Origin of the sequence: Phocaeicola acetigenes (assembly GCF_027529745.1) — a bacterium.
Taxonomy (GTDB): Bacteria; Bacteroidota; Bacteroidia; order Bacteroidales; family Bacteroidaceae; genus Phocaeicola; species Phocaeicola acetigenes.
On the sequence record NZ_JAPZVM010000010.1, the window covers coordinates 37,898 to 64,678 of the forward strand.

The window sequence follows — 26,781 nt, forward strand, 5'->3', positions numbered from 1 at the left end:
TATAGCCGCAAGTAGCCTGATGGCGGGAACTATGATATCTTGCTCTTCCGAGTACGACCCTAATGAAAAACCTGAAGTCTGTCCTCCAGGAAGTACACCCTATATTACTCAGGTTCTTGATTATATGCCAGCCGTAGGACAGCTGACCAATACCATGCCCGAATACGAAGAAGGAGATACTCAGGAGACTATGAATCAGAAGGTTTTAAAAGCCATCGGTCATAACAAGAAAGGAATGATTTCTTTGGGAGGATATGGAGGATATGTGACTGTAGGATTCGATCACACCATTGAAAACAAAGACGGGCTATGCGATTTTCGAGTATTGGGAAATGCCTTTTACTCTGCTGCTAACCCTAACCCTGATGCCCCGATAGGAGGAAGCTCAGAACCAGGCATCATCATGGTTGCCTATGATAAAAATGGGAATAAACAGCCGGACGCAGACGAATGGTACGAGATAGCCGGAAGTGCTCACCGAAATCCTTCGGGAGAAGCCTGGTACACTCTGGCGCAAAATGCAGGAAACGATGTCCATCTGTATAAAGGATATGAAATTACCTATTATCGCCCGGAAAAAGTACCTACAACACCGGAAGAGAAGGAAAAATACATCCGATGGGAAGACAATCAGGGTAACAGTGGTTATAAAGTGATGAATCAGTTTTACAGCCAACCTTATTTCCCACAATGGGTCAATGCCGATAAACTTACCTTCAAAGGAACCTGCCTTCCACAAAACGGAATTGATGAAAGCGGCCAAGGCAACTATTTTGTATTATATAAATTTCAGTATGGATACGCTGACAATGCAATGAACACAGAAACAGAAGCAGCTATTGACATTGACTGGGCTGTAGATGCACAGGGAAATCCCGCTCATCTTCCTGGGGTAGATTTCATAAAAATATATACAGGTATTAACCAGGAAAATGGATGGATAGGAGAGTGCTCTACAGAAATATCAGGCGTAGAGGATTTACATTTGCTGAAAGAAGAAATCAGATCACTTTATTAATACTAATCACAACACAATAAAATGAAAACAAAACCAATTAATCTTTGGAATATTGCTTTACTCTCACTTTTGATATGTACCTCTTGTAATGACCTTAATGATCCCACTCAAGAGGGTAATATAATTGAAGACTCTACGCCAACTCCTCCAGTGGCTGCAAAAGGATTTTTCGTAGCCAATGAAGACTGGTTTGGACATGACGAGGGAACAGTCAATTATTTTCTGAAAAATGGAGATAATTACGACATCACTTATCGTGCTTACCGCAATGCCAACGAAGGAGAAACACTCGGTACAACTACCGAATTTGGTACGATATGGGGAGGCTGCATTTATCTCATATCCAAACAAGGTACTCGCATGGTGGTAGCCGATGCTACGACCTTAAAAAAGAAAGTTTCCATTACAGATTTGCAGGGAGATGGACGTTATTTTATCGGAATAGATGATCAAAAAGGCTACGTCAGCACAAGCAACGGTATCATAGTATTTGATATTGCCCAACTAAAAACAGGTAATGCCATAGAAGGAATAACCGGGGAAATAGGAAACATGTGTTATGCCAATGGTAAAGTATTTGCTGTATCTTCCAGAAAGATATATGTAATTGATGCTCATACAGATCAGTTAATCCATACAATAGAAGGTTCTTTCAACTCAATTACCCAAAGTAAAGATGGTACAATATGGGGAGGCGGTTCCGACAAGCTGATGAAGATAAATCCTGAAACATTGGAAACTACAGAGATAGACTATCCTGATGGACAAAAAATGAGTAATGTATGGGGCGCTTGGAATGCCGGAAGTTTTTGTGCAAGCACACAGAAAAATGTACTCTACTGGGCAAGTGGAGGCGGTATGTTTGGAGGTTCCAAAAGTATTGTCCAATATAATATTGATACAAATACAGCTAACACTAATTTCTATAAGTTGGGAATAAGTGATGAAGGACAGCAGCTTTGTTTTTATGGAGCTGGATTACGTGTAGATCCCCTTACCGACGAACTGATTCTCACGGTTTGTCATGACGGATGGGGAAGCAGTTATTTATATAACTGGATTTACAAAATCAATAATGAAGGACAAGAAATTACTCATTTCGGACTAAAGGGAAACAACGGCACAGCAGGAGAAGGAGAATGGTATTATTGGTTCCCGGCAATTCCTTTCTTCGAAGATGCCAACAAGCCCCAAATTTTATTGAATCAGATATCATTAGCACCAGGAGAAACAAAAACCATCAATCTCAACGATAAAGTTGTAGACTACGATAACATACAATCTACTATCCAAAAATCTGTAGAATTTGCCAATGAAGATTTATTCAGCAAAATAAACCTTGAAAATGGGATATTGACGATTACAGCAGGAAATACGACTGGGGAAACTACATGTACTATCGATGTAATATCAAACGGAGTACGTATAAACAAAACAATCCAGGCTATTATTACTGCAAACAGCAAAGTTCAATAATCAATATCTATTTGTAAATAAAGATCCGTATAAATGATATACCAGTCAATTTATACGGATCTTTTAGTTTAAATACTCTATAAACAAAAGACAAAAGAAGTACTAAAACATCCATAATCTGAGTGTTATTAACCTGATACCCAATTGTTACCCCAAACGGATATTCCAACAAACCACCCCACAATAAACCGACGTTAAATGTGTTAAAATAAAGCATAAATTGTAATTATTCCAATTTATATCTCTATCTTTGCAGCCGAAAAGAAAAAGTGGAAAGATTTGAGTAGCTTGCAACCACGCAAAAAAATGCTAAAATACATAGTGCTTCCTTGCAGATAACACTTCTACTCTTGTCCGTACACGGATAATATTAATCATTAATTACTTAATTATTAAAAACATGGGATACTTATTCACATCTGAATCTGTGTCTGAAGGACACCCTGACAAAGTAGCGGATCAGATTTCTGATGCCGTACTCGACAAATTGCTGGCTTACGATCCTAACTCGAAAGTAGCTTGCGAAACATTGGTTACTACCGGACAGGTAGTTTTGGCAGGAGAAGTGAAAACCAAAGCGTATATCGACCTGCAACGTGTAGCACGCGAAGTCATCAACAAAATAGGATATACCAAGAGTGAATACATGTTCGAAGGAAACTCTTGCGGTGTATTCTCGGCTATCCACGAACAGAGTCCTGACATCAACCGAGGAGTAGAACGCGAAGACCCGATGAATCAGGGTGCAGGCGACCAGGGAATGATGTTTGGCTACGCAACCAAAGAAACAGAAAACTATATGCCACTGTCTCTCGACTTGGCACATAAAGTACTGATGGTACTGGCAGAAATCCGCCGTGAAGGCAAGGTTATGACTTATCTTCGTCCGGATGCAAAGAGCCAGGTAACCATTGAATACGATGACAATCGCCGTCCGGTTCGTATCGATACAATCGTTGTTTCTACTCAGCACGACGAATTTGTTCAGCCTGCCGACGACTCTAAAGAAGCACAGTTGAAAGCAGACGAAGAAATGCTGGCACAAATCCGCAAGGATGTCATCGAAATCCTGATGCCTCGTGTCATTGCAGAAATTCACAATCCGGAAGTATTGACTTTGTTCAATGACCAGATTACTTACCACGTAAACCCAACCGGTAAATTCGTAATCGGTGGCCCACATGGAGATACCGGACTGACTGGACGTAAAATCATTGTCGACACTTACGGAGGTGCCGGCGCTCATGGCGGTGGTGCTTTCTCTGGAAAAGATCCAAGCAAAGTAGACCGTAGTGCAGCTTATGCAGCACGTCACATTGCCAAAAACCTGGTAGCTGCCGGAGTAGCCGATGAAATATTGGTACAGGTTTCATATGCTATCGGAGTCGCTCGTCCGATTAATATCTATGTCAATACATACGGACGCAGCAATGTAGCTATGACCGACGGTGAAATTGCCAAGAAAGTTGACGAAATATTCGACATGCGCCCACGTGCCATCGAAGAGCGCCTGAAACTGCGTAATCCTATTTATAGCGAAACTGCAGCATACGGCCACATGGGACGTGAACCTAAAGTTGTAACCAAATACTTTGAATCTGCCTACGAAGGTAACAAAGAAGTAGAAGTAGAACTGTTTACTTGGGAAAAACTTGACTACGTAGACAAAGTTAAACAAGCTTTTGGACTCTAATCCTTTTCAATAAAAGAATAAAATAAAGAATGAGTTATAAATTTATTTCTCATTCTTTATTTTTTATTTCCCGTATTGTATTCCTCGTTTATGAATGATATAAAAAATGTATGCGTCTATAGTGCTTCCAGTACTAAAATCGCTCCGATTTATTTTGAAGCAGCACAAGAATTAGGTAAACTACTTGCTCGTCAGCGTATCAATTTAATCAATGGTGCCGGATGTTTAGGCTTGATGTGTAGTATCAGCGATGCCGCACTGGCTGCCGGAGGAACAGTGACGGGAGTTATACCTCATTTTATGGTAGAACAAGGATGGCACCATAAAGGGCTTACCAAACTGATAGAGACCGAAAGCATGCACGAACGCAAAAAAATCATGGCCGATCTTTCGGACGGTGTCATTGCACTGCCGGGAGGTTGCGGAACACTGGAAGAATTGCTTGAAATCATTACCTGGAAACAACTTGGACTATACTTGAAACCGATTGTCATTCTTAATATAAACGGATTCTACAATCCGTTACTTGAAATGCTGGAGCATGCTATAGAAGAAAATTTCATGCGCCGGGAACATGGACATATCTGGCAGGTAGCTACAACTCCACAAGAAGCCCTCAATTTATTATACTCTACTCCTTTGTGGAGCAAAGATATTCGTAAATTTGCAGCAATATGAACGGAGAACCCATACCTTACATGCTGCGTGCAGACTGGTTTATCACCTGCATTGTACTGCTTTGCTTTTTTCTCGGTACATTTGTACTGAAAGACGGCAAGAAATATCTGCTCTTCAGAATCAAGAAATTATTTCAAGGAGGACGGAAAAACAATCAAACAACAATTGTAGCAAACGCATACTTTCATCATAGTATTGTTTTAAACTGCATCACCTATATTTTAGGAGGATTATGCCTGTATGATTACTTTGCAGATCACTCTTCCTATCTTTTCACTCATATACCACATGGGCTTCTTTTGACGATCTACATTTTTACGGTCGTTTTATTTATATTGCTGAAATACGCCTTATATTCTTTCATTAACTGGATTTTTTTCGAGAAAGAGCAAAACAAGGCATGGATAGAAACATATTTTGACGTAATAATTTTAGGAGGGCTATTATTATTTCCGGTGGTACTATTGATTATTTATTTTGACCTGAATTTTGCCACAACAAAAGTTTTCATACTATTTATTCTTATTTTTACTAAAATATTGCTATTTTATAAGTGTATTAGAAACTTTTTCAAACAAATTCATGGTATTCTACATTTAATTCTGTACTTTTGCGCTCTCGAATTAGCACCCTCTTTCTTGTTATGGGAAGGAATAAATTATACTAATCATTTTTTATTTTTAAACTTTTAGAAAATTGAAGATAAAGAAAATTCTGGTTTCTCAGCCTAAACCCACATCAGAAAAGTCACCCTATTTTGACATTGCTGAGAAGTACGGCGTGGAGATAGTTTTCCGTCCGTTTATAAAAGTTGAGAGTCTGTCGGCAAAAGAATTCAGACAACAAAAAATATCAATTTTAGATCATACAGCAGTCGTATTTACATCACGTCATGCTATTGATCATTTTTTCAATCTGTGTACTGAGTTGCGCGTCACAATTCCTGAGACAATGAAATACTTCTGTACTTCAGAAACAATTGCATTGTACATACAGAAATACGTACAGTATCGCAAACGTAAAGTATTCTTTGGAGCAACCGGTAAGTTTGCTGATTTGATACCACAAATCGTCAAACATAACACAGAAAAGTATTTTATCCCAATGTCTGACGTGCACAACGATGAAGTAAAAGACTTATTGGACAAACATAAAATACAACATACAGAAGGCGTTATGTACCGTACGGTAAGTAACGACTTTACTCCTGAGGAAAAGTTCGACTATGACATGCTGATATTCTTCAGTCCGGCCGGTATCCAGTCGCTGATGAAGAATTTCCCGAACTTTGAACAGAAGGACATTGCCATTGGTAGTTTTGGACCTACTACAGCCAAAGCTGTAAAAGATGCAGGATTACGTCTCGACTTAGAAGCTCCTACAAGTGTAGCACCTTCTATGCCTGCAGCATTGGACATGTTCATTGGCGAGCATAACAAGTAATTCATTTGAATATCATTGTCCTGAACATAATAAAAAGTCTGCAACTGCGCTGAGAAACGCAATTTAAGTTTATCTTTGTAGACAGTTATTATGTTCAGGACTATTTTTATATAATTCCCATCATGGCAGAAACAGAAAAACAGACTTTACGAAAAGCAGAACGTTTAAACAGCCGGATTCTTATTGAACGTTTGTTTTCCGGTGGCGGAAAATCATTCCCTGCCTTTCCGCTACGTATTGTCTATATGCCTGTTGAAAAAGAAAATCTGCCAGTTGTGTCTATTCTTATCAGCGTACCTAAAAAACGTTTTAAACGGGCAGTCAAACGCAATCGTGTGAAACGTCAGATAAGGGAAGCCTACCGCAAACATCGGCAAATTCTGACCGACTCTCTGGCTGCTTCCGGCAAAAAGGCTATCATAGCCTTTATTTGGTTGGATAATGAACTTCATTCTTCCAATGAAGTAGAAGCAAAAGTAAAGAAACTTCTGACGCTTACTACAGAGCATTTCTCATGAGAAAACTGATTACGTATCTGCTTTTACTTCCCATTTATTTCTACCGGAACTGTATTTCTCCTTTCACGCCTCCTTCATGCCGGTTCACCCCAACGTGTTCACAGTATGCCATTGAAGCACTTCAGAAACACGGACCGATAAAAGGATTATATCTCACCATACGCCGTCTTCTGCGCTGTCATCCATGGGGAGGCTCAGGATATGACCCTGTACCGTAATAATCACCAGACTATGTTGCTCGATATCCATACCCACCGGTTGCCTTCCTCTGCATCATCAGCTATTCTCAGCTGTTCCATGTGGAACACACCAATACCCAATGAAACTGTATTCCTATCGGCAGGTATTCATCCGTGGTATGTATCTGAGGCGGATTATAAAGACCAATTGGAATGGGTTCGTACCATGGCTGCAACTGACATAAGGACTATTGCCATCGGCGAAGCCGGATTGGATAAATTGTGTCAAACTCCCTTTGAACTTCAGCTAAAGGTATTCCGTGAAATTATTTCCATAGCCGAACATTACCGGCTTCCACTTATTCTACATGCCGTTAAAACCACAAACGAACTAATCGCATTAAAAAAAGAATACTGCCCACATAATGCGTGGATTATCCATGGTTTCAGAGGGAAAAGAGAACTGGCACAGAGTCTTGTCCGACAAGGATTTTATCTTTCTTTCGGAAGTAAGTATAATCACGAAGCCTTACAAAGTATCCCCAACGACCGAATTCTGATCGAAACAGATGAAGATGAACAGTCCGTACACAGTCTTTATCAAGAAGCCGCATCTTTACTCCATACCGCTGAAGAAGAGCTCAAAGATAGGGTTCAGACAACGATTAACCAGCTCTTTTTTAGCCGATAAAAGTTGGTTATTCAGAGAAAGAGTCGTACTTTTGTCTTTTACAAGAATCTAACAAATATTTAAACCAAAGAATATCATTCGATGAATTTTGTAGAAGAATTAAGATGGCGCGGAATGGTACATACCATGATGCCCGGTACAGAAGAGTTACTGGAAAAAGAAATGGTTACAGCTTACGTAGGTATTGACCCAACAGCCGATTCATTGCACATCGGCCACTTGGTAAGCGTAATGATTCTGAAGCATTTCCAGCGTTGCGGACACAAACCGCTGGCTCTGGTAGGCGGTGCAACAGGTATGATTGGAGACCCTTCAGGAAAATCACAGGAACGTAACCTGCTGAACGAAGAAACACTGCGCCACAACCAGGAGTGTATCAAGAAACAGTTGAGCAAATTTCTCGACTTCGAGTCGGATGCTCCTAACCGTGCAGAATTGGTCAACAACTACGACTGGATGAAAGATTTCACCTTCCTCGATTTTGCCCGTACTGTAGGAAAGCACATCACTGTAAACTACATGATGGCAAAAGACTCTGTACAGAAACGTTTGAACGGTGAAGCACGCGACGGTCTTTCATTTACCGAATTTACTTATCAGCTTTTACAAGGATACGACTTCCTGCATTTGTACGAAACCAAGAACTGTAAACTTCAGATGGGTGGTTCAGACCAGTGGGGAAACATTACTACCGGTGCCGAACTGATCCGTCGTACAAACGGGGGAGAGGTATTTGCATTGACTTGCCCGTTGATTACAAAGGCAGACGGAACTAAGTTCGGAAAAACTGAGTCGGGAAATGTATGGCTGGATCCACGCTATACTTCTCCATATAAATTCTATCAGTTCTGGCTGAATGTAAGCGACGAAGATGCAGAACGCTATATCAAAATCTTTACTTCTCTTACCAAAGAAGAAATTGATGCATTGATTGCTGAACACAAAGAAGCTCCGCATTTGCGTACATTGCAGAAACGTCTGGCAAAAGAAGTTACTATCATGGTACACTCTGAAGAAGACTACAATGCAGCGGTAGAAGCTTCGAATATCTTGTTCGGTAATGCTACTTCAGAAGCATTGAAAAAGCTGGATGAAGACACTCTGCTGTCTGTATTCGAAGGAGTACCTCAGTTTGAAGTAGCTAAGACTGACATCGAGGCTGGTATCAAGGCTGTAGACTTGTTTGCCGAAAAGACCAACATTTTCCCATCAAAAGGTGAAATGCGTAAAATGGCACAAGGTGGAGGCGTATCACTGAACAAAGAAAAGTTAACTGCTTTCGATCAGATGATTACCACAGCAGATCTGTTGGATGAGAAATATTTGCTCGTTCAGCGTGGTAAGAAAAACTACTACTTGATTATTGCTAAATAAACAGAAACCTGTTTATATCTTATAAATACCCCTTTGCAAGTCAAACATTTGCAGAGGGGTATTTTTATTTCATATACTATCCAATTAATAAAAAGAATGATGCCACTGCAAAAACACAACGATACGATTCGTATAGATGTATTTCTACAGCGGCATAACCACTCTATTCTTCATTAACCTTTATCTCACAAAAGAAAAATATCTATTTATATTCTTTCGTAGCTTTTACCTTATACTTTCTTAATTCGGAACGATACCAGTGCCAAATAAAGCAAACAAAGCAATAATACCGCCATTCCAGCTGTCAGACTAAATCCATCTGAAACGACTCCCATCAACAATGGAACCAGTGCTCCACCAGATACGCCCATGATCATTAAAGCAGAGATTTCACTATCGTATTCTGGTTTATGTTGCAAGGCACAAGAAAACAGAATAGAAAATACATTAGCACAAAGCAAACCTACCAGTACAATCATTGTACAAAGCAACCATAAAGACTGAAATGATAGCAATCCAATAAATACCGGAATACTAAGCAGCATGCTAAGCTTAAGGAAAGTACCGGAAGAAATTCTTACCAAAAGGAAAGTTCCGACAAATGTACCGATAGTACGGGCAGAAAAGTAAAGACTAGTACCCAATCCAGCCTCATCCAAAGACAAGCCAACACGTTCCATCAACAGTTTAGGGATAGTAGTATTCAGTCCCACATCAATTCCGACTACGAATAAAATACCTAGGAACAACATCAGGATATAACGGTCTTTAAATAATCCGATAGCTGAAGAAAAACTGGTTACATGTACCTCTTTTGATGCATTTTCGTGTACACATCCCAACAACCAAAGCATTGAAATCAATGTAACAATGGCATATACGGGAAATATCAGTTTCCAATCTCCCCATAAAGAAGCTGCTCCTCCGGCGATAAGCGGACCAAGGAAAGAAGAAACTGCTTTCAAAAATTGTCCCAATGTAAGCACACTGGCCAATGCATTCCCCGAAATCAGTCCAGCCACCATAGGGTTTAAGGTAACCTGCAGAATTGTATTACCAATGCCCAACAAGGCAAAGGCAAACAAAACTACAGGAAAACTGTAACTACACATCGGCAAGATCATTGCTACAATGGTTATCAGCATAGCTGTAGCCACTGTATTTTTCTTACCAATCTTACTCATCATCACTCCGGCTGGGATAGAGAAGACAGCAAACCAGAAGAATACCATCATCGGCAACAAATTGGTTAATGTTTCCGACAGAACAAAGTCCTTCTTTACATAGTTTGCTGCAATCCCTACCACATCCACAAATCCCATCACAAAAAAGCCAAATAAGATGGGAAATAACGTATTCTTAGATACGTATATAGGCGTTTTCATAGTAATGTCATTATTTAATATTGATCTTTAGGCTGACTGCCCATTTCTATCTGTAAATATCCTCCTTCTGTCAGTGCAGAGAACGGTATACGCGTTTCATGCAACGCTTCTCCATTTAATGTATATTGCTGTACATAAGGATTTTCTGCTGTATTGTTCTTCACCTCAATGACAAATTCCTTACCTTTGTAGTATTGATTATTTAATTGAATGGTAATCTTATCGAACAAAGGAGCTCCCAAACCAACAGAGGGTTCAGAATCTGTCAATCCTTTTACATCAAAAAGTCCCATTGAAGAAATCACGTACCAAGCTCCCAACTGACCTTGATCCTCATCCTGACCATATCCATAGCCGTGAATACCTTCTGTTCCATAGAACTCGTTCAAGATAGCACGAACCCATTTCTGAGTGAGCGACGGACGACCAGCTTCATTGAACAACCATGAAATATGCAGACAAGGCTGGTTACCCTGATTATAAAGCGTCTGAAGTCCGGCAAAGGCTCCTACCTCAGTACCACCACTAAATATCTTCTTCTGCGACTGAGTAAAGATACTGTCCAAACGAGCAGTAAACACATCAGCTCCCACTTTTTCGACCAAAGACTTTGTATCATGAGGTACATAGAAAGTATACTGCCATGCATTTCCTTCCTGGAATCCTCTCCAAACCTGCATCGGGTCGAAAGGTTCTATAAACTGACCATCAGCCTTCTTCGGGCGGATAAAGTTTGTAGAAGCATCATAAAGTCTTTCCCAACCCTTAGACAAACGCATCAATTCATTATAATTCTTCTCATCTCCATTTTCTTTTGCCCATTGAGCTACCGCCCAAGCACTGTACGAATACTCCAATGTATGAGAAGCAGAGAACATAAACGCCTCATCGGGGCCATTTCCTTCATCCAGATGAGGAACATAGCCATATTTTACAAACATCTCTGTATCGACTTTTCCAGCTCCTAAAGGACGGTTCTTTCCATCCAGTTCGTTCTTCAAGCAAGCTTCATAAGCCAGTTTTGTATCAAAATCACGTATACCGCATTGATAAGCTCCCGCAATTACCGTACTCAACAGATTAGTACCTACTCCTGATACATAACGGTTATTGGCTAAGCCATCGGCCAGCCATCCTGCATCTTTGTAAGCCTGCAAATGACTACTGATATAATCGGAAAGGTATTCCGGATAAGCCAATGCCCAAATCTGAGCCAAATTCCACTGACCTCCCCAAATAGCATCGGTATTATACACATTGTGTACAGGCTTGTCTCCTTCCATTGGAAGCTGACCAATAGAGCCATTGTGATGCGGATAAGCACCATTCACATCGTTCACCAGTCCTCTTCCCAGCAACGCATGGTACAGACCGGTATAGAACTTAATTTTATTGTTCTTATCGGCTGTTTCCACACGTACTCGTCCTAAGTAGTTTTCCCATGTTTGGTGTGACTGTTCTTTTACTTCGTCGAACGACAGATTTTCAGCTTCTTTCTGCAAGTTGATTCGTGCATTTTCTACAGAAGTATACGACAAACCCACTTTTGCAGTCACTTGTACAGAATCTTTTACCTGATAAGTGAGATAAACACCAGCGCCTACACCTTTTGTTTCACGTACTCCCTGTTTTACATTATCACCATTGAATACACCAAAACCATCAGGCTGTTTGTCTACTACAGCAGAAAAATACAATGGCACTTGTGCTCCCGGCTGATATTTCTTTACATATTCGGGTTCAGTTATTACCCATCCCTCTATCCTGCCGTCTTCGGTATAAACGACAGAAGCATCTACTGCTGCTCCACTCTCTCCCTGACGGTTACCTATATCAAACAAAATATGATTTTCTCCACCTTTCGAGAAAGAAAAACGTTGAAAAGCGACACGAGGAGTTGCAGTAACCTCTGCCTTAATCTGATAATCTTTCAGTAGTACAGAATAATATCCAGGCTGTACAACTTCTGTATTACGGTCGAATGCCGAACGATATCCCTTCTTTACACTATCGGTAGGTAGTCCCGGTATTGTTTTCAACTCACCTTGAGTAGGCATCAAAACGATTCCTCCTACTTGGAATTCATGTAAGCATGGAAAACCTTCAATAGAAGTATCACGATAATCGTATCCCGTTGCTTCCCATCCGGAAGCATTTCCTAAAGAGCCATTGGTAGAAGGTCCCGGTTTAGCCATACCAAAAGGCATTGCACCTGGTGCAAAATGAAACCAACGGCAATGAGCCGTACCGATACGCGGCTCTACATATTGCGATAATTCTTCCTGAGAAGCTACCTGCTCTTTGCTTGTACTACAAGCTACGCCACCCAAAGCAAGTAATGCGACCGACAATGTCTGTATATATTTCTTCATATTCTATTTATTTTTATCCAACTCATTCAATGCATACCAATATGCTCCTAAAGCAATAGCACGATTTGCGCCCACATGAGACAAAAGTACACCAATCTTCTTATCGAAGCAGCAACGTATTTTCTTATCTGTACCCGGTATATCAAGTTCATAAGAATCGCTTTGAAGAAAAGCTTCCAATTCATTCGGATTCTCCAGACAATACGGAATTGATGAAAGTCTATTAAACTCTGTACCGTCTTTCATACTGATTTTTCCTTTCAATTCGTCCATCAGTGCCGGCAGAATATACTTCGCTGCACCAGCCAGTCCTCCCCCTATCACGACCAGCCCGTCTATCAGTGACAAAGCTGTAGCAATGGCATCACCAGCCATGGTTCCCAACTCAGAGAAAGCTGCTATAGCTGCTTCTCTGTTACCAGGACATACCCCTTCGGCAATATCAAATACATCTTTAGGGGTCAATTCAGAAGTATTACCAGATAATTCATTATATACTCTGGGAACAGCCCGTTTGCTTACACTTTCTTCTACGATGTACGAAGGATACTTCTTATTACGCAAGCACCAGATGTGTCCACCAGTCTGATTGTCTCCAAACAATAATTCCTGGTTAATAACAATTCCACATCCGAATCCGGTACCAAACGTAATACCGATAAGATTATGATAGCGTTTCGAGTTACCTGCCTTTTCCAGCAATGCGTTCACTTCCGGCAATGCTCCAGCCAAAGCCTCTCCATATGCAAAAAGATTACCGTCATTATTAATGAACACAGGAATACCGAAATGCTCCGACAAAAAAGGACCCAAGGGAACTCCCTTTCCACGGAAAGCCGGGAAGTTAGGCAGATTTCCGATAATACCAGCACGATAATCTGCCGGACCGGGAAAGGCAAAACTGATAGCAACAGGAGATTCGGAAAGCAAAGCCTTTACTTCCTCAAAACCTTTCAACAGAGTTTGAAGACATATCTGAATGTCATCCACCTCCGACGGATATGTAATAGGGGAGACTATCTCCTTTCCGTCCTGAATGGCAGAGAAAACCAGATTGGTTCCCCCTGCATCCAATGTCATTACAATTCGTTTTTCCGTCTTCATAATCTTATGCATTAAAGCGTACAAATGCCTTGATGGTACCACATTCCTTACCTTCTGAAGTACCGTAAGGGCGGATAGTATATTCACCTACCGAAGCCGGTATAATAAATGTTTCAGCATAATGTACTACAAATGGTTCGAATGCATTTGTCGGACTTTCTACAATCAATTCTTCGCCTTCGATTACGTTCAATACATTCACACCGCCATTTGTATGATGAGCAACTTTACCAGTAAACCAGTGTCTGCGTGTTTCGATAAATTCATTTTCATGCAAACCTGTACGTTCTTCTCTCCAGCCTTCTCCAGAACCCATCGGTTCTACATGGTTGATAAGGTGTTCGCGAGTAAATTCTGTCTGACGTTCCCACTGAATTACTTTTGAACCATGACCAATATTGATAGGACGAGGACGACCATCCAATCCCAAACGGCCCCAGTCCCACAACTTAAATGTAAAGATATTCGGAGTAGAACTGATTTCCAATACCATTGCACCTGCTCCAGAGCAGTGAATAGTACCACCAGGAATCAAATAATGGTCATGTTTCTTAGCCGGCCACTGATTTACATATTTATTTGCATCAAAAGCTTTTCCTGTCTGCTGCGATTCATTCAAAGCATCAATCATTTCATCCGGATTTACACCTGTCTTCAAGCCGAGGAATACAGTAGCACCTTCTTCTGCATCCAACAAATAGTAACTTTCGTCCTGAGTATAGTAGATACCGAATGTATCACGGATATATTGTGTAGTAGGATGTACCTGCAAACTCAAGTTGCCTCCCTGCATCGTATCGAGGAAGTCGAAACGGATAGGGAAGTCCTGACCAAAGCGAGCTTCTACCGGTCCACCCAACAGATTTCTTGTCTGATAGAATACCAAGTTGTTTGCAGGCATTTCAAACAATTCACCTTGTACCTGAAGATTCAAGCTGTTTTCCTCAGGAACACAGTCGAAACACCATCCGAAATTTGCTCTCGAACGATCCAAATCGCACACTTCCTTCATCCACTGTCCACCCCAAGGTGCCGGATCGAAGAATGGTACTACACGGAACGGACGATGTGCTGTTTTTTCAAGACCTTTACGCAAAGTTTCTCCTTCAATCATCTTAGGTTGTCCGCTGATAGTTGTATCCAACCAATAGTCGGCTACCGGCAACAAAGTCTTTTTCAAGTTGTCACAAACTATCCAGTCTACAAAATAACCTCTCTTGTATTGATAAGAAGGAGCTTCTTCACTATTATGTACACCCAAACCGTTAATTTCATGACGACGTGCACGCAACTGGATTTCCCAACGAGGCATATCGGCATATACCAAAACATCAGCCGGACATACAGTAGCCGCACCATGTCCATATACCAACACTAAACCTTTTGCATCAGCAACCTGTTTTTGTGCAGCCTTTACCTTATCCTGATCCAAAAAGTCGGCATACGAGAAATGAGCACGGAAACCAAACAAACAGTCGTCTGTAATATTCGGCTGCAACATCGGCTTCAATTCTTCTTCCGATTTAAACAAATCTTTTGTGTGAATAGTCAAAGCCGGTTTCAGCAAAGCAAATCCAGCTTCCAATTCTTCGTGATGAACTCCATGGTAACATTCTACCACACATACACAAGTACCCTGCTGTGCTTTCTGCTGGATACAATGCATCAGTTCTTCACTAATATTCTCCCATCCTTTCCACAAATTACCGTTTACTGCGGTAAAAGGATGTTTATCGTAATTACTTGCTCTCATGACAACTATATATTTTAAATTTTAGACAAAAGTACAGCAATTCTTACGGAACATTCCTTACCTTTGTTGTGAATTGATTGTACAATCTTACTATTTTAGATAGTGATGAAAATAAAAGAAGGATTCAGAGGCGAACGTGTACTTTCCCTGCCAGAAGATTTGCTGTCTACTTACAGTAAAGATCCTCTGATAGGAAACTTATATCTTAGAAGGATAGGTTTCTTCCCGCACGTGAAATATCATTATATTCAGAAAAATAACGGATGTGATTATGCCATGCTGATTTACTGTACTGCCGGAGAAGGATGGTATCAGATACATGGAAAGACCTATACAGTAAAACAAAATGAATATATCATTATTCCTCCCGGAAGCCCTTATGCATTCGGGGCTAATAATGATAATCCATGGACTATCTATTGGATTCATTTCCGTGGAAAATTATGCGCAAACTTTCTTCCCTCTTTTCCCAATCCTCAGCCCATTCAGCCTGGAAATTCTTCAAGAATGCAAGAACGTTTAGACCTATTCGAAGAGATCTATCAATGTTTCTCCATGGGATATATCAAAGAATACATGGTATATACTTCCCTCAGTCTATACCGTTTCTTAGGCTCTTTCATTTATCTGGAACCTTATCGGTATATCAATGTAGCTGCAGGTAACAAAGACAGTTCACTGGCTTCTAAAGCTATTCATTATATGCAGGAAAATATACATCATAATATGACCCTCAAGCAGTTGGCCAGTAACTTCAAATACTCTCCCTCACACTTTTCTGCATTGTTTCAGAAAGAAACGGGAGTATCACCAATCAATTACTTCATCTGCCTAAAGATACAGAAAGCCTGCCAATACATTGAACTGACCGATATGAAAATAAACGAAGTGGCTATTCAACTAGGATTTGAAGAAACCGCCTATTTCTCACGAGTATTTACCAAAGTAATGGGAATATCTCCTTCGGAATACCGCAAGAAAGAAACAAACCGGAAATAAAGCAGTTATCAAATATAAAAAAGAATCCCAGAGTACTCTTTAAGAGACTCTGGGATTTTTCTCTTTGGTAAAGAGAATATAAAAGACTCTCTCTACACAATCTATCCCTTAGAACAACACAGCTTACTTAATTACAATCTGATGAGTAACCGGTGTCATAATGAAAGTAAATTCATAATCACCATAAGGCAATCTATACTCTTCTCTTGGCAATTCTCCCCAACTGTCTACACATCCCAGTCCCATCTGAGCTTTATCAATCAGTAGGTTCACCAAATCAGCCTCTTCCACCTCATTGGAATGTTTCTGTTCTTTTACCCAACCGGAATCCAATGAATCAATAGTATAATGTAGAGCCGATGCAGAGAAAGGAGCTTCGGACACGAAGCATAATCCGTTACCCGCAGCATTCGTCTGTCTCCACCAACGTATATCCGACTTCGTTCCATTTTCCTGTGGACGGATATAAGCATAGAACTGATCTTTTACCAATTGATTATAGATACCTAAATCGGCACTACTCTTACGGTCTACATAATTCTCTACCGGACCACGTCCATAATAAGCAATTTTATCGAACGCTTTAGGCATCACCAATTGCATACCAAAACGGAATAAATTGGAAACTTCAGCATTTTTGTCTGCTGTCATTTTCTGTACCACTTTTACCGCACCCTTATTATTAATGAAATAAGTCAACTGTAATTCAGCAGAAACTTTTTCCATTTCATACTCAGCAGAAACTACAGCTATACCTTCTTTCATTTCTCCTTTCAAAGACAACAGTTTCATACCTGGATTTTTCCATGCTACATATTTCTGCTGAAGCATGGCTCCAAAATCATTATCAGTCGGAGCACGCCAAAAATTTGGTGTCAATGCCTCTCCATCTTTTATCATATTCACTCCATTCACCTCATACTTATCCATATATCCATTTTGTTTGTTAAACTGGATATTGAAATGAGTACCTTCTACCACCATCCGATTTTGATTCTTATTCTTTATACGAGGAACAACAACAGTTTGATTGCTTTCTTCAACATTCTTCAACTCCATAGAAGGTACCTGATATTCGGTCAAAGCCAACTGAGCTTTTGCGACCACATGACCGGCAGGTATCAATCCTTCCCGATTCTTCTGAAGATATTTCACATTCAGCAACCATTCCCCTTTTGTATCAGTCTGTCCAAGGTCAAGTTTCAGTACAGAAGTTGTTCTCGGAGCGACCTTCAGTTCTTCCACTCTTCCGCTACGCATTACTTGCCCGTCTTTCAACACTTGCCATTCCAAGGCATAAGCAGACAAATCACGGAAAAAGTTTTCATTGTACACATTGATTTCTCCTTTCGAGAGATCGCGAGCGGTAGTCCAAATATTCTGATAAAAATACCCCACCTCATACATATGCGGATTAGGTTTACGGTCCGGACTAATCAATCCATTATCACAGAAATTATTGTCGCTTGCATCAAAACGGTTGAAATCACCTCCATATGCATAAATCATCTTTCCGTTTTTACCAGTCCATCGACACGACTGATCCACGAAGTCCCAGATAAATCCTCCCTGCAACTTCGGATACTTACGAAACAAATCCCAATACTCCTTAAATCCTCCCTGAGAGTTACCCATAGCATGAGCATATTCACACTGAATCAACGGCTTCTGATACTGATTATCTGTTGCATATTCTTCACACCATTTATAACGAGCATACATCGGACAATAGATATCAGTCTTTCCCGAGGTACCAGCCTGTTCATATTGTACCATACGGCTCGGATCTTCAGCCTTAATCCAATCGTAAGCAGTTTCAAAATTCGGGCCATATCCAGCTTCATTACCCAATGACCAGAAAATAATACTTGGATGATTGAAACCACGCTGTACATTACGCTGATTACGTTCCAGATGTGCTTTTTTATAAGAAGGATTCTTGGCTAATGTCAACTCGTCATATCCCATTCCGTGTGATTCTATATTCGCCTCAGCAACTACATAAATACCGTATTTATCACACAAATCATACCAAAAATTATCATCCGGATAGTGACAGGTACGTACTGCATTCAAATTGAACATCTTCATAATCTGTATATCCTGAATCATACGCTCACGAGAAACATGATATCCTTCATCCGGATCCATCTCATGACGATCTGCACCTTTAATAAGAATAGGCTGACCATTTACCAGCAACTGTGCATTTTTCATCTCTATTTTGCGGAAACCTACTTTTACAGGAACCACTTCATTGATTGTATTTCCATTTTTCAAGGTAGCACGCAGTGTATACAGATAAGGTGTTTCTGCAGTCCATTTATGTGGATTTTTCAAACCGATGGTAGCAGCAAGTTTACCAGCACCTTTGGTATATGCTGTAGCTACTACTTTATTCTCTGCATCCAGAAGTTCTAATGTAACATCAGAATTACCTCTCAACTGTAAACGAACATCCAATGAACCATCCTTGTATTCACTATCCAAATCGGGAGTAACCCTAATATCTTCAATATGATTCTTGTTTCGTGCATACAAATAGCAATCGCGTGCTACACCAGTATAGCGGAAAAAATCCTGATCTTCCAAATAACTTCCATCACACCAACGAAATACTTGAAAGGCTATAACATTTTTCTGTCCCGGTTTCAGATACGGAGTCAGATTAAACTCGGCCTCCAGTTTGCTATCTTCACTGTAACCAACATATTTTCCGTTTACCCACAAATACATATTCGAACTTACCGCTCCGAAATGGGCCATAATTTCCTTTCCTTTCCAATCTGCAGGTACTGTAATCTCCCGGCGATAAGATCCCACATGATTGCCTTCTACCGGCACATAAGGTGGATTATTAGTATACTGATTTCGCCAGGCATATCCTATATTTACATAAATAGGATCTCCATATCCGTTCAATTCCCATACAGCTGGTACCTGTAGCTGGTCCCATCCCTTATCATTAAAATCTACTTTCCAGAAATCAGTAGGACGAGCATCTGCATTCTTTACCCAAAAGAACTTCCAGAGTCCGTTCAATGTCATAAAATTATCTGATTTCTCTTTTAAGCCTTCAGTAGCCAATTCAGTGTTTTCATATGCAAAAAAGTTAGTGTGCATGGGTGCACGATTTACCGCATTCACCTCCGGATCTTGCCATTCCTTAAATGTCTGTGCATGGGATACAAGTGCACAAGCTCCCCAGATGCCTAATAGAATTTGTCTTTTCATAATAAATTTAAGTTAGTAATAGATTATTTCCACACAAAAATAATGATTTCCCTTTACATAGTCTTTTCTTTAATTATAATTAGATTCAATATTTATGCCATTCCTACTCGTATAAACTACAAGAAGTATGGAATAAATTACTAGTAGATTATTCCAATTTACCACACTTATCTCTATTGATATCCCAAAGTGTATCTACCTAAAGATAATCTCAAGAATACGAGAAAATACTTCAATACTTAGCTACCCGTGTAATGATGTTTATTCCAGTAAATCTTTCTTGTCAATAAACAGTAAACGATTCTGATTGTCAAGTAGAATAAGCTGTGTATCAGTCATCATACCCTGCTTCCATCCTACCGACAGAGAGGAAATCGGCATACCCAGTTTATGAATCAGTCTAAAATCATCCTTATTGTAGATGCATACGTAGTCACCCATATCCGCACAAGGGAAATAAAGCGATTCGGCTCCGTATTCGTGGTATACACACAAGTTTTTGTCTACCACATATAGACGTCCCTGCTCTGTAAAGACAGGTAAGCGAGTTTCATTATACTCTACTGGCAGAAAACCACCCGACAATGAATCACATTCATATACCGTATAATTAATCATTCCTTCCAGCTTTCCACGTTTCTCGGTATCCCACCGTGCCACATTCAGCACAGAATCTCCTACATTCCGATAAGCCAGCCCCTCGGGCATCAGCATATATGTTTTATCTTCTGCATATGCACACTCTATAATCCGGTCTTCCTTTTCAGGGAGATAGTTCCAATACAGTTGTTCTCCGGTCGATACTCGAAATCCCGCCACAAACGCTTTCCCGACCTTAACCTTATTGATTCCACCTTTTACACCATATCCAGTATTAACCAAATGCAAGACATCGTCTTCCATTCTCAAATATGAAGAAGCTGCCTTATCCGGCAATTCACATTCCCATTTTGGAGTCAACTGCAAATCCAGACACGCCACTTTATTCCGGTCGGCTAAGTAGAAACATGAATCAGTCTGTATTACATTCGAAGTCATTCCCGAGATAACTTCTGCACTGGGTACAGGAAAACAATAGGGAACCACTACCGAACCTCCAGGAGCTACCATAGCCCCAGCCATAGCTCCCATAGCCCCGGCTACAACTCCCAGCATCACCATGCCTGCAATCATTTTCTTGTCTATAATTCCGGTTTTTGCTTCATAAGTAGAGTGTTGGCCTGTCAGTAGATTCAGTCGCTCCACCCGATCACCTACAATCAAGACCTCTTCCGGTGTAAGCGGATAAAACTGAGTCCACCCATATTTATGCCCAATCTTAGCCTCCCAAAGCAATTTCCCATCTTTCATCTGTATAGCCTTGAGCTTTTTCTGGTTATTACCATATCCCAATACAATACCCAGTGAATCATCAAGGTATGCAGGAGACAATGTCAACTTCCACAATGGTTCCATAGTTACAGTATCAATCAGGGAAAGTTTGGCAAATCTATTTTTCAAAATACCCCACCGGGTATAGCTTACCTTGGTATAAGGAAAATCCATTTCCCACTCCCACTCTTTCCGCATGGTATGCAAATTATACAAAGCAAACTGCCCTTTATTTTTGAGCGATTTCGGATACTTGTCCCAATCGGGAGAAGTAATCAGCAACTTCTTCCCATCAGGCGAAAGAGTAAACGATTCGATATAGCGATGGAAAGAAAAAGCTGCTGCCTTCAGTTCCGTTCCATCCGATTTCACACCTACCGATACAGTATCACACTGGGCATACAAGGTCGTAATACTTCCCCAAAGCCACAAAAGAAGCAATATAGAATATTTCATAAGTAATTAGATTAAAAATAGATACAGTCGGGAGAAGGTTAAAACAGATATGTACCACCTCCAAACTGTATCAGTTATAACTTAGGTTTATTGAGGTAAAGTGACTGGGAATAAATCATTAGGACGATGTTCCCGACGAATAATATCCTTCATACGTTCTACCAAATCAGGATGTTGTGCTGCCACATCATGGTCTTCATGGATATCCTCAGCCAAATTATACAGATAAGGAGTACCTTGCTTCACCACCAGTTTCCAGTCGCCCATACGTACTCCAATCTGGTCTGTTTCATGAAATTCCCAATACAGAAAATCGTGCTGTTTCTGGTTATTATTGTTTCCCAGCAGAGTAGGAGCGAAAGAAATACCGTCGAAACAATCACCTTCTAACTTCTTATTCAGATATTTTTTAGGGAATTTTTTATCACCTATCAGTTCGCAGAAGGTAGGCATTACATCGTAAAAAGCCAACTGATGATCATTGACTACACCTGCCGGAACATGTCCCGGCCATCGCACAATAAATGGTACGCGAATTCCTCCTTCATGACACTGTCGCTTCAGTCCACGCAACTTTCCGTCTCTTCCAAAGAATTCCGGATCGGCTCCTCCTTCTTCGTGAGGTCCGTTATCGCTACTGAATATAACCAGAGTATTCTCGTCCAAACCCTTTTCTTTCAGCTTTGCCAAAATCTCTCCTACATATGCGTCAAGACGTGTAATCATACCAGCAAACTCGGCATGTGTATGTACTACCGGATTATAGCGAGAACCTTCACTTCCTCCCCAAGTCTTGTCTTCAAAGAATTTTTCCTTATAGTGCTTCAAAATAGAATCATTAGGCTGTGCCAACTCTGCATGAGGAAGTGTATAGGTAAAGAATCCATAAAAAGGCTGTGTACCATCTTGCTTGTCGAGCCATTCCAAGGCTTCCCGGTGAATCATATCTGCCGAATATTGGGGACGTTTCTTATATTCGTCACCATACATCGGATACTGAATATTCTCATCCATCACCACCCGAATTGTAGCTGTATCTCCCTTCGACCTGCTATAACGGTTCAGAAAGTTGGGATAATACAAATGTGCCTGAAACTGACAAATAAAGCCATAATACTCGTCTATTCCACGTTTATCCGGAGTAGAACTGGAGCCTTCATATCCTCCAGCCCATTTGCCGAACATACCGGTTGTATAACCGTTTTTCTTCATGATTTCGGGCAAAATGATATGTCCTGGATCGTACGGTTCCTGTCCCACTAATGTATACTCATCGTTATTGCCATACTTCATCATAGGTACATCTTTCCAGTATTCTCTGTTTCCACGTATATGTCCGTGGCCGGAATGTTGGCCTGTCATCAGAGAAGCACGCGAAGGAGCACTCACCGGACTTCCGGCATAGGCTTGTGTAAAGCGCATACCTTCCTGAGCCATACGGTCTAAGTGAGGAGTAGAAATATACTTCTGTCCATAGCAACCTAAGTCGCCATAGCCCATGTCGTCACAAAGAATAAAAATAATATTGGGCTTAGAAGGTTTGTCGGCTGCGTGAATACCTGGGGATGCAGCAGCCAAAACACCTGCACTTACAAATAAAGAACGATAATTCCACATCATACGATAGATTTAAGCATATTAACAAACAAATATGCCGGTTCTTTCTGCCACTATCAGCAAAGAAGAACCGGCATCAATCTTTTTTATTTTCTATTACGATCTATGTCTTTCAACAACTCGTCGACAGCAGCTTTCAATTGTGTATCTTCTCCTTTGACAATGGTTTCAGGAATATTCAATACATATACATCCGGCTCAAGTTGTGTATTTTCCAAATAACTGCCATCGGGCAAACGATAACCTACTACCGGTATACCAAATACCAGACTACGATCCTGCAAGGTAACCCAATTCACACTGGTCATTGTTCCCGGTACAGGTGCTCCAACAAGTTTACCCAATTTCTGGTGACTATACACCCAAGGGGTACCATGTGCATTGGAATAGTTGGCCTCACACTGCAGCATGATAGAAGGTTTATTCCAACGGCGACTCGGCATATCACAGGCTTCACGTCCACGTACTACCTGAGTAAAATATTTTTTACCGCTGAACAGTACTTCAATATCTTCGTGCAAACGGCCACCTCCATTGAAACGAGTATCAATTACAATGCCTTCGCAGTCGTTGTATTTACCCAAAATATCCGAATACACAGTACGGAAACTTTCATCGTCCATCGACTCGATGTGTACATAACCCAAACGACCGTTCGACCATTTTTCTACATCTGCCGCACGCTGTTTCACCCAACGCTTGTAAAGCAAAGAAGAAAATGCACCGTTAGAAATAGGTTTCACCACTTCTTCCCAACGCGATTTGGTTTGTGGATCATACAAAGAAACCAATACTTTCTTTCCACCCTTACCATTGAGCAACGGTGTATAATCCATACCTTCCTTGATTTCTTCTCCATCGATCTTTTCAATGATAACTCCAGCCTTTACCTTCGATGTACTACGGTCGAAAGGAGATTTCTCTACCACTTCTGCCACACGCAATCCGTTGCCTGTATAGCCCCAGTCGTACAGCAAGCCTAAATTAGCTGTTACCTCACCAGGAAGAGAAGCTGAATAACGTCCACCGGTATGAGATACGTTCAGCTCACCCAGCCACTCGCTCAAAAGTTCGGCAAAGTCATAGTTATTGTTGATATGAGGCAGGAACTTACGATATGCAGCAGCCATAGCATCCCAATCTACTCCATGCATGTCGGTTCTGTAAAAACGTTCCTTTTCTTCCTTATATACATAATCGAACATATATTCACGTTCGGCAGCCAAGTCCATCTTCATCTGTGCCTTAAAAGAAATCGGCTTCAGTTTTTCGGATGCACTATCCATTTTTTTCATCGAACTGCTGCTGATGATAAAGATATTCTTTCCGTCCTTATCAGTCTCCATGAAGGCAGCATCCGAATCCATCTTATGCAGCAGACTGGTATTACCTTTTCTTAATTCCAGTTTCCACATATCAAATCCTCCTTCGAAGGCAGACAGATAATACAGGTCTTCTCCATCTTTGGAAAGGATAGCCGATGCAAGACTTGAAGAGTTAGGAGTCAGGCGTACGATACGGTCTTCGATACCATCCAGTTCTACCACAACAGACTTCGGTTCTTCTTTCTTGTCATTCTCTTCTTTCTTATCTTTCTTCTTGTCCTTGTCTTCCTTCTTTTCTGCAGCTTTCTTCTGTTCGGCTTCCAGCTCTTTCTGCAATTCGTAATCCTCCTTGCTGAGACGGAACTTATCGTATGCATCCCGATTCATGAATACCATCATTACGTCATCCAGCGAACCCCATGAAGCATGGTTACGCATACCATAACGTTCGGTAGTAAAGAGTAAGGCATTTCCATCCATTGCCCACTTAGGAGAACCGCTGGTATACCCACTATTAGTAAGATTTACAATCTGACCTTTTCCATCAGCACTCACGATACCTACATCCGAATACGGGTCATGCTTGTTACCGATAAACTCCAAAGCAAACCATTTTCCATCCGGAGACCATGAATAGTCGAATGGATAAGAACGAGTATACCAAGTAGAACCGTCTGTTATCTGACGTACCTTTTTACTCTTCAGGTTTACCACCATCAAACGGGAACGGTCTTCAATAAAAGCCACTTCCTTACCGTCTGGAGAGAACTGAGGAGCGGTACGTTCCACCTTATCAGAAGGGAGCAATGCTTCTTCTTCAATCAATGTTGCATTAGGGAAGTTGAGATCTTCTTCACGGGTAATCTTGGCAAGATACAATCCTTTCTTTCCGCCTCGCTCACTACAGTACACCAAAGTACGGTTATCTGCTCCGAAAGAAACTCCACTTTCCGCTTCCGGAGTATGTGTAATCTGTTTGGTAGTACCATATTCTACAGAAGTTACAAACACCTCTCCACGTACAATAAAGGCTACCTGCTTTCCATCGGGAGAAGGAGTAGCTGCAGTAATACCTCTTGTCATGTTCAACATCACCGGAATATCCTCATCATCACGGGTAACGTTAATTTTTACCTTTTGAGGTTTCGCTCCTGTTGCCTGTGTATAGATTTCACCATCGTATGTATAGCAAAGCATCCCATTTTCCGCAACCGACAGAAAGCGAACCGGATGTGTCTTGAAAGAAGTTACAGCCTGTACTTTCTCCGGAGTTTCCAAAGCAAACTGATATACATTGAACGAACCATTATTACGTTCGCTCAAAAAGTATACATCTTTTCCGTTTGGTGCCAATACCGGTTCACGGTCTTCGCCTGCACGCTTCGTCAGATTAGTATGAGAACCAGTCTTTACATCATATTTCCAGATATCACGTGTAACAGAAGAAGTATGATGCTTACGCCACTTGTCTTCGTATCCTTTACAATCCTGATACAAGAAGAAATCTCCAGTCAAAGCAAAAGAAACCATTTCGGCAGGTGTACCCAATACTTGCTGTACAGCTCCTCCTGCGACAGGAACCTTATAAAGCTCTGTCATTGCCGAAGTAGGAAATAAAGCACTCGTTGCCGGATCCTGAATAGAAGCCGAAAACAATATATACTTACCGTCAGGAGTAAATGAAGACGGAGTTTCAGCAGCAGAATGAGTCGTCAGACGCTTTGCAGAACCTCCATTGGCCGACATGATAAAGATATCGCTGTTTCCATAGCGGTTGCTTGAAAATGCGATTTGCTTTCCATCCGGCGACCACACCGGATTGTCTTCATAAGAATCCTGAGTAGTCAATTGAACAGCTTCCCCTCCTTTTGTACTAACTTTATAAATATCACCTTTGTAACAAAATACTATTTCCTGACCATTAGGAGAAATACGCACATCACGCATCCATAGCGGAGTAGTAGCAAAACCTGCCACACCGCTTGCCCCCAATGCAAGACAGACTAACAATTTCTTCATATAATTCTTTGATTAATTGACAGACAAAGATAATGATTCTACCTTAGCCACGAAAAAAAGTGAAAAATTATTTGGA

General features: G+C 40.9%; 19 protein-coding genes. 11 read left to right on the forward strand and 8 right to left on the reverse strand.

Annotation, left to right across the window (positions count from 1 at the left end; genetic code table 11):
- Positions 1 to 19 precede the first annotated feature (19 nt).
- From O6P32_RS11065 to tyrS, 10 genes are all read left to right on the forward strand, one after another.
- The gene (locus O6P32_RS11065) at positions 20 to 1,018 is read left to right on the forward strand and encodes a PKD domain-containing protein (protein WP_408636068.1); all 999 of its coding nucleotides are present in this window, start codon (positions 20 to 22) and stop codon (positions 1,016 to 1,018) included.
- A 21-nt stretch (positions 1,019 to 1,039) separates the two neighbouring features.
- Positions 1,040 to 2,494 carry a DUF5074 domain-containing protein gene (locus O6P32_RS11070; RefSeq protein ID WP_269878559.1) on the forward strand — a complete coding sequence of 485 codons (1,455 nt, stop codon included), beginning with the start codon at positions 1,040 to 1,042 and terminating at the stop codon, positions 2,492 to 2,494.
- Positions 2,495 to 2,894: 400 nt separating this feature from the next.
- Positions 2,895 to 4,187, forward strand: a complete 1,293-nt coding sequence (gene metK / locus O6P32_RS11075; RefSeq protein ID WP_269878560.1) for a methionine adenosyltransferase — start codon at positions 2,895 to 2,897, stop codon at positions 4,185 to 4,187.
- Positions 4,188 to 4,277: 90 nt separating this feature from the next.
- Positions 4,278 to 4,865: an LOG family protein gene (locus O6P32_RS11080; protein WP_178267162.1), complete on the forward strand. Its 588-nt coding sequence runs from the start codon at positions 4,278 to 4,280 to the stop codon at positions 4,863 to 4,865.
- Positions 4,866 to 4,885: 20 nt separating this feature from the next.
- Positions 4,886 to 5,557 (forward strand): DUF4271 domain-containing protein, encoded by a 672-nt coding sequence (locus O6P32_RS13645; RefSeq protein ID WP_405371376.1) that lies wholly within the window; start codon positions 4,886 to 4,888, stop codon positions 5,555 to 5,557.
- 4 nt (positions 5,558 to 5,561) lie between these two features.
- Positions 5,562 to 6,308 (forward strand): uroporphyrinogen-III synthase, encoded by a 747-nt coding sequence (locus O6P32_RS11085; protein WP_178267160.1) that lies wholly within the window; start codon positions 5,562 to 5,564, stop codon positions 6,306 to 6,308.
- A gap of 122 nt (positions 6,309 to 6,430) precedes the next feature.
- The gene (gene rnpA, locus O6P32_RS11090; protein ID WP_178267159.1) at positions 6,431 to 6,826 is read left to right on the forward strand and encodes a ribonuclease P protein component; all 396 of its coding nucleotides are present in this window, start codon (positions 6,431 to 6,433) and stop codon (positions 6,824 to 6,826) included.
- Positions 6,823 to 7,044, forward strand: coding sequence for a membrane protein insertion efficiency factor YidD (yidD, locus tag O6P32_RS11095; RefSeq protein ID WP_178267158.1), 222 nt, complete (start codon positions 6,823 to 6,825; stop codon positions 7,042 to 7,044). The genes rnpA and yidD overlap by 4 nt, the downstream gene beginning before the upstream one ends.
- Positions 7,028 to 7,696: a TatD family hydrolase gene (locus O6P32_RS11100; protein ID WP_269878562.1), complete on the forward strand. Its 669-nt coding sequence runs from the start codon at positions 7,028 to 7,030 to the stop codon at positions 7,694 to 7,696. The genes yidD and O6P32_RS11100 overlap by 17 nt, the downstream gene beginning before the upstream one ends.
- 81 nt (positions 7,697 to 7,777) lie before the next feature.
- Positions 7,778 to 9,070 carry a tyrosine--tRNA ligase gene (tyrS, locus tag O6P32_RS11105; RefSeq protein ID WP_178267157.1) on the forward strand — a complete coding sequence of 431 codons (1,293 nt, stop codon included), beginning with the start codon at positions 7,778 to 7,780 and terminating at the stop codon, positions 9,068 to 9,070.
- A gap of 230 nt (positions 9,071 to 9,300) precedes the next feature.
- Here the strand turns inward: tyrS and O6P32_RS11110 are convergent, their stop codons facing one another.
- From O6P32_RS11110 to O6P32_RS11125, 4 genes are read right to left on the reverse strand one after another with little or no spacing between them, the layout of a single operon-like run.
- Positions 9,301 to 10,455, reverse strand: a complete 1,155-nt coding sequence (locus tag O6P32_RS11110) for an MFS transporter (RefSeq protein ID WP_269878564.1) — start codon at positions 10,453 to 10,455, stop codon at positions 9,301 to 9,303.
- A gap of 14 nt (positions 10,456 to 10,469) precedes the next feature.
- A complete protein-coding gene (locus O6P32_RS11115) occupies positions 10,470 to 12,827 on the reverse strand; it encodes a GH92 family glycosyl hydrolase (RefSeq protein ID WP_269878565.1) in 2,358 nt (785 codons plus the stop codon).
- Between the two features lie 3 nt (positions 12,828 to 12,830).
- Complete coding sequence (locus O6P32_RS11120; RefSeq protein ID WP_269878566.1) at positions 12,831 to 13,931, reverse strand: ROK family protein; 1,101 nt, start codon at positions 13,929 to 13,931, stop codon at positions 12,831 to 12,833.
- 4 nt (positions 13,932 to 13,935) lie between these two features.
- On the reverse strand, positions 13,936 to 15,684 hold the full coding sequence (locus O6P32_RS11125) for a class I mannose-6-phosphate isomerase (protein ID WP_269878568.1): 1,749 nt from the start codon (positions 15,682 to 15,684) through the stop codon (positions 13,936 to 13,938).
- Positions 15,685 to 15,786: 102 nt separating this feature from the next.
- Here O6P32_RS11125 and O6P32_RS11130 point away from each other — a divergent pair, with 102 nt between their 5' ends.
- Positions 15,787 to 16,683 (forward strand): AraC family transcriptional regulator, encoded by an 897-nt coding sequence (locus O6P32_RS11130; protein WP_269878569.1) that lies wholly within the window; start codon positions 15,787 to 15,789, stop codon positions 16,681 to 16,683.
- Positions 16,684 to 16,806: 123 nt separating this feature from the next.
- Here O6P32_RS11130 and O6P32_RS11135 read toward each other — a convergent pair whose 3' ends face one another.
- The 4 genes from O6P32_RS11135 to O6P32_RS11150 form a co-directional block, all read right to left on the reverse strand.
- A complete protein-coding gene (locus O6P32_RS11135) occupies positions 16,807 to 19,917 on the reverse strand; it encodes a glycoside hydrolase family 2 TIM barrel-domain containing protein (RefSeq protein ID WP_269878570.1) in 3,111 nt (1,036 codons plus the stop codon).
- Between the two features lie 261 nt (positions 19,918 to 20,178).
- Positions 20,179 to 21,744: a hypothetical protein gene (locus tag O6P32_RS11140; RefSeq protein ID WP_269878572.1), complete on the reverse strand. Its 1,566-nt coding sequence runs from the start codon at positions 21,742 to 21,744 to the stop codon at positions 20,179 to 20,181.
- Between the two features lie 87 nt (positions 21,745 to 21,831).
- Entirely contained in the window at positions 21,832 to 23,364 is a 1,533-nt protein-coding gene (locus O6P32_RS11145) for an arylsulfatase (RefSeq protein ID WP_408636066.1), read from the reverse strand.
- 83 nt (positions 23,365 to 23,447) lie between these two features.
- Positions 23,448 to 26,705, reverse strand: coding sequence for a S41 family peptidase (locus tag O6P32_RS11150; RefSeq protein WP_269878573.1), 3,258 nt, complete (start codon positions 26,703 to 26,705; stop codon positions 23,448 to 23,450).
- Between the last annotated feature and the right edge of the window lie 76 nt (positions 26,706 to 26,781).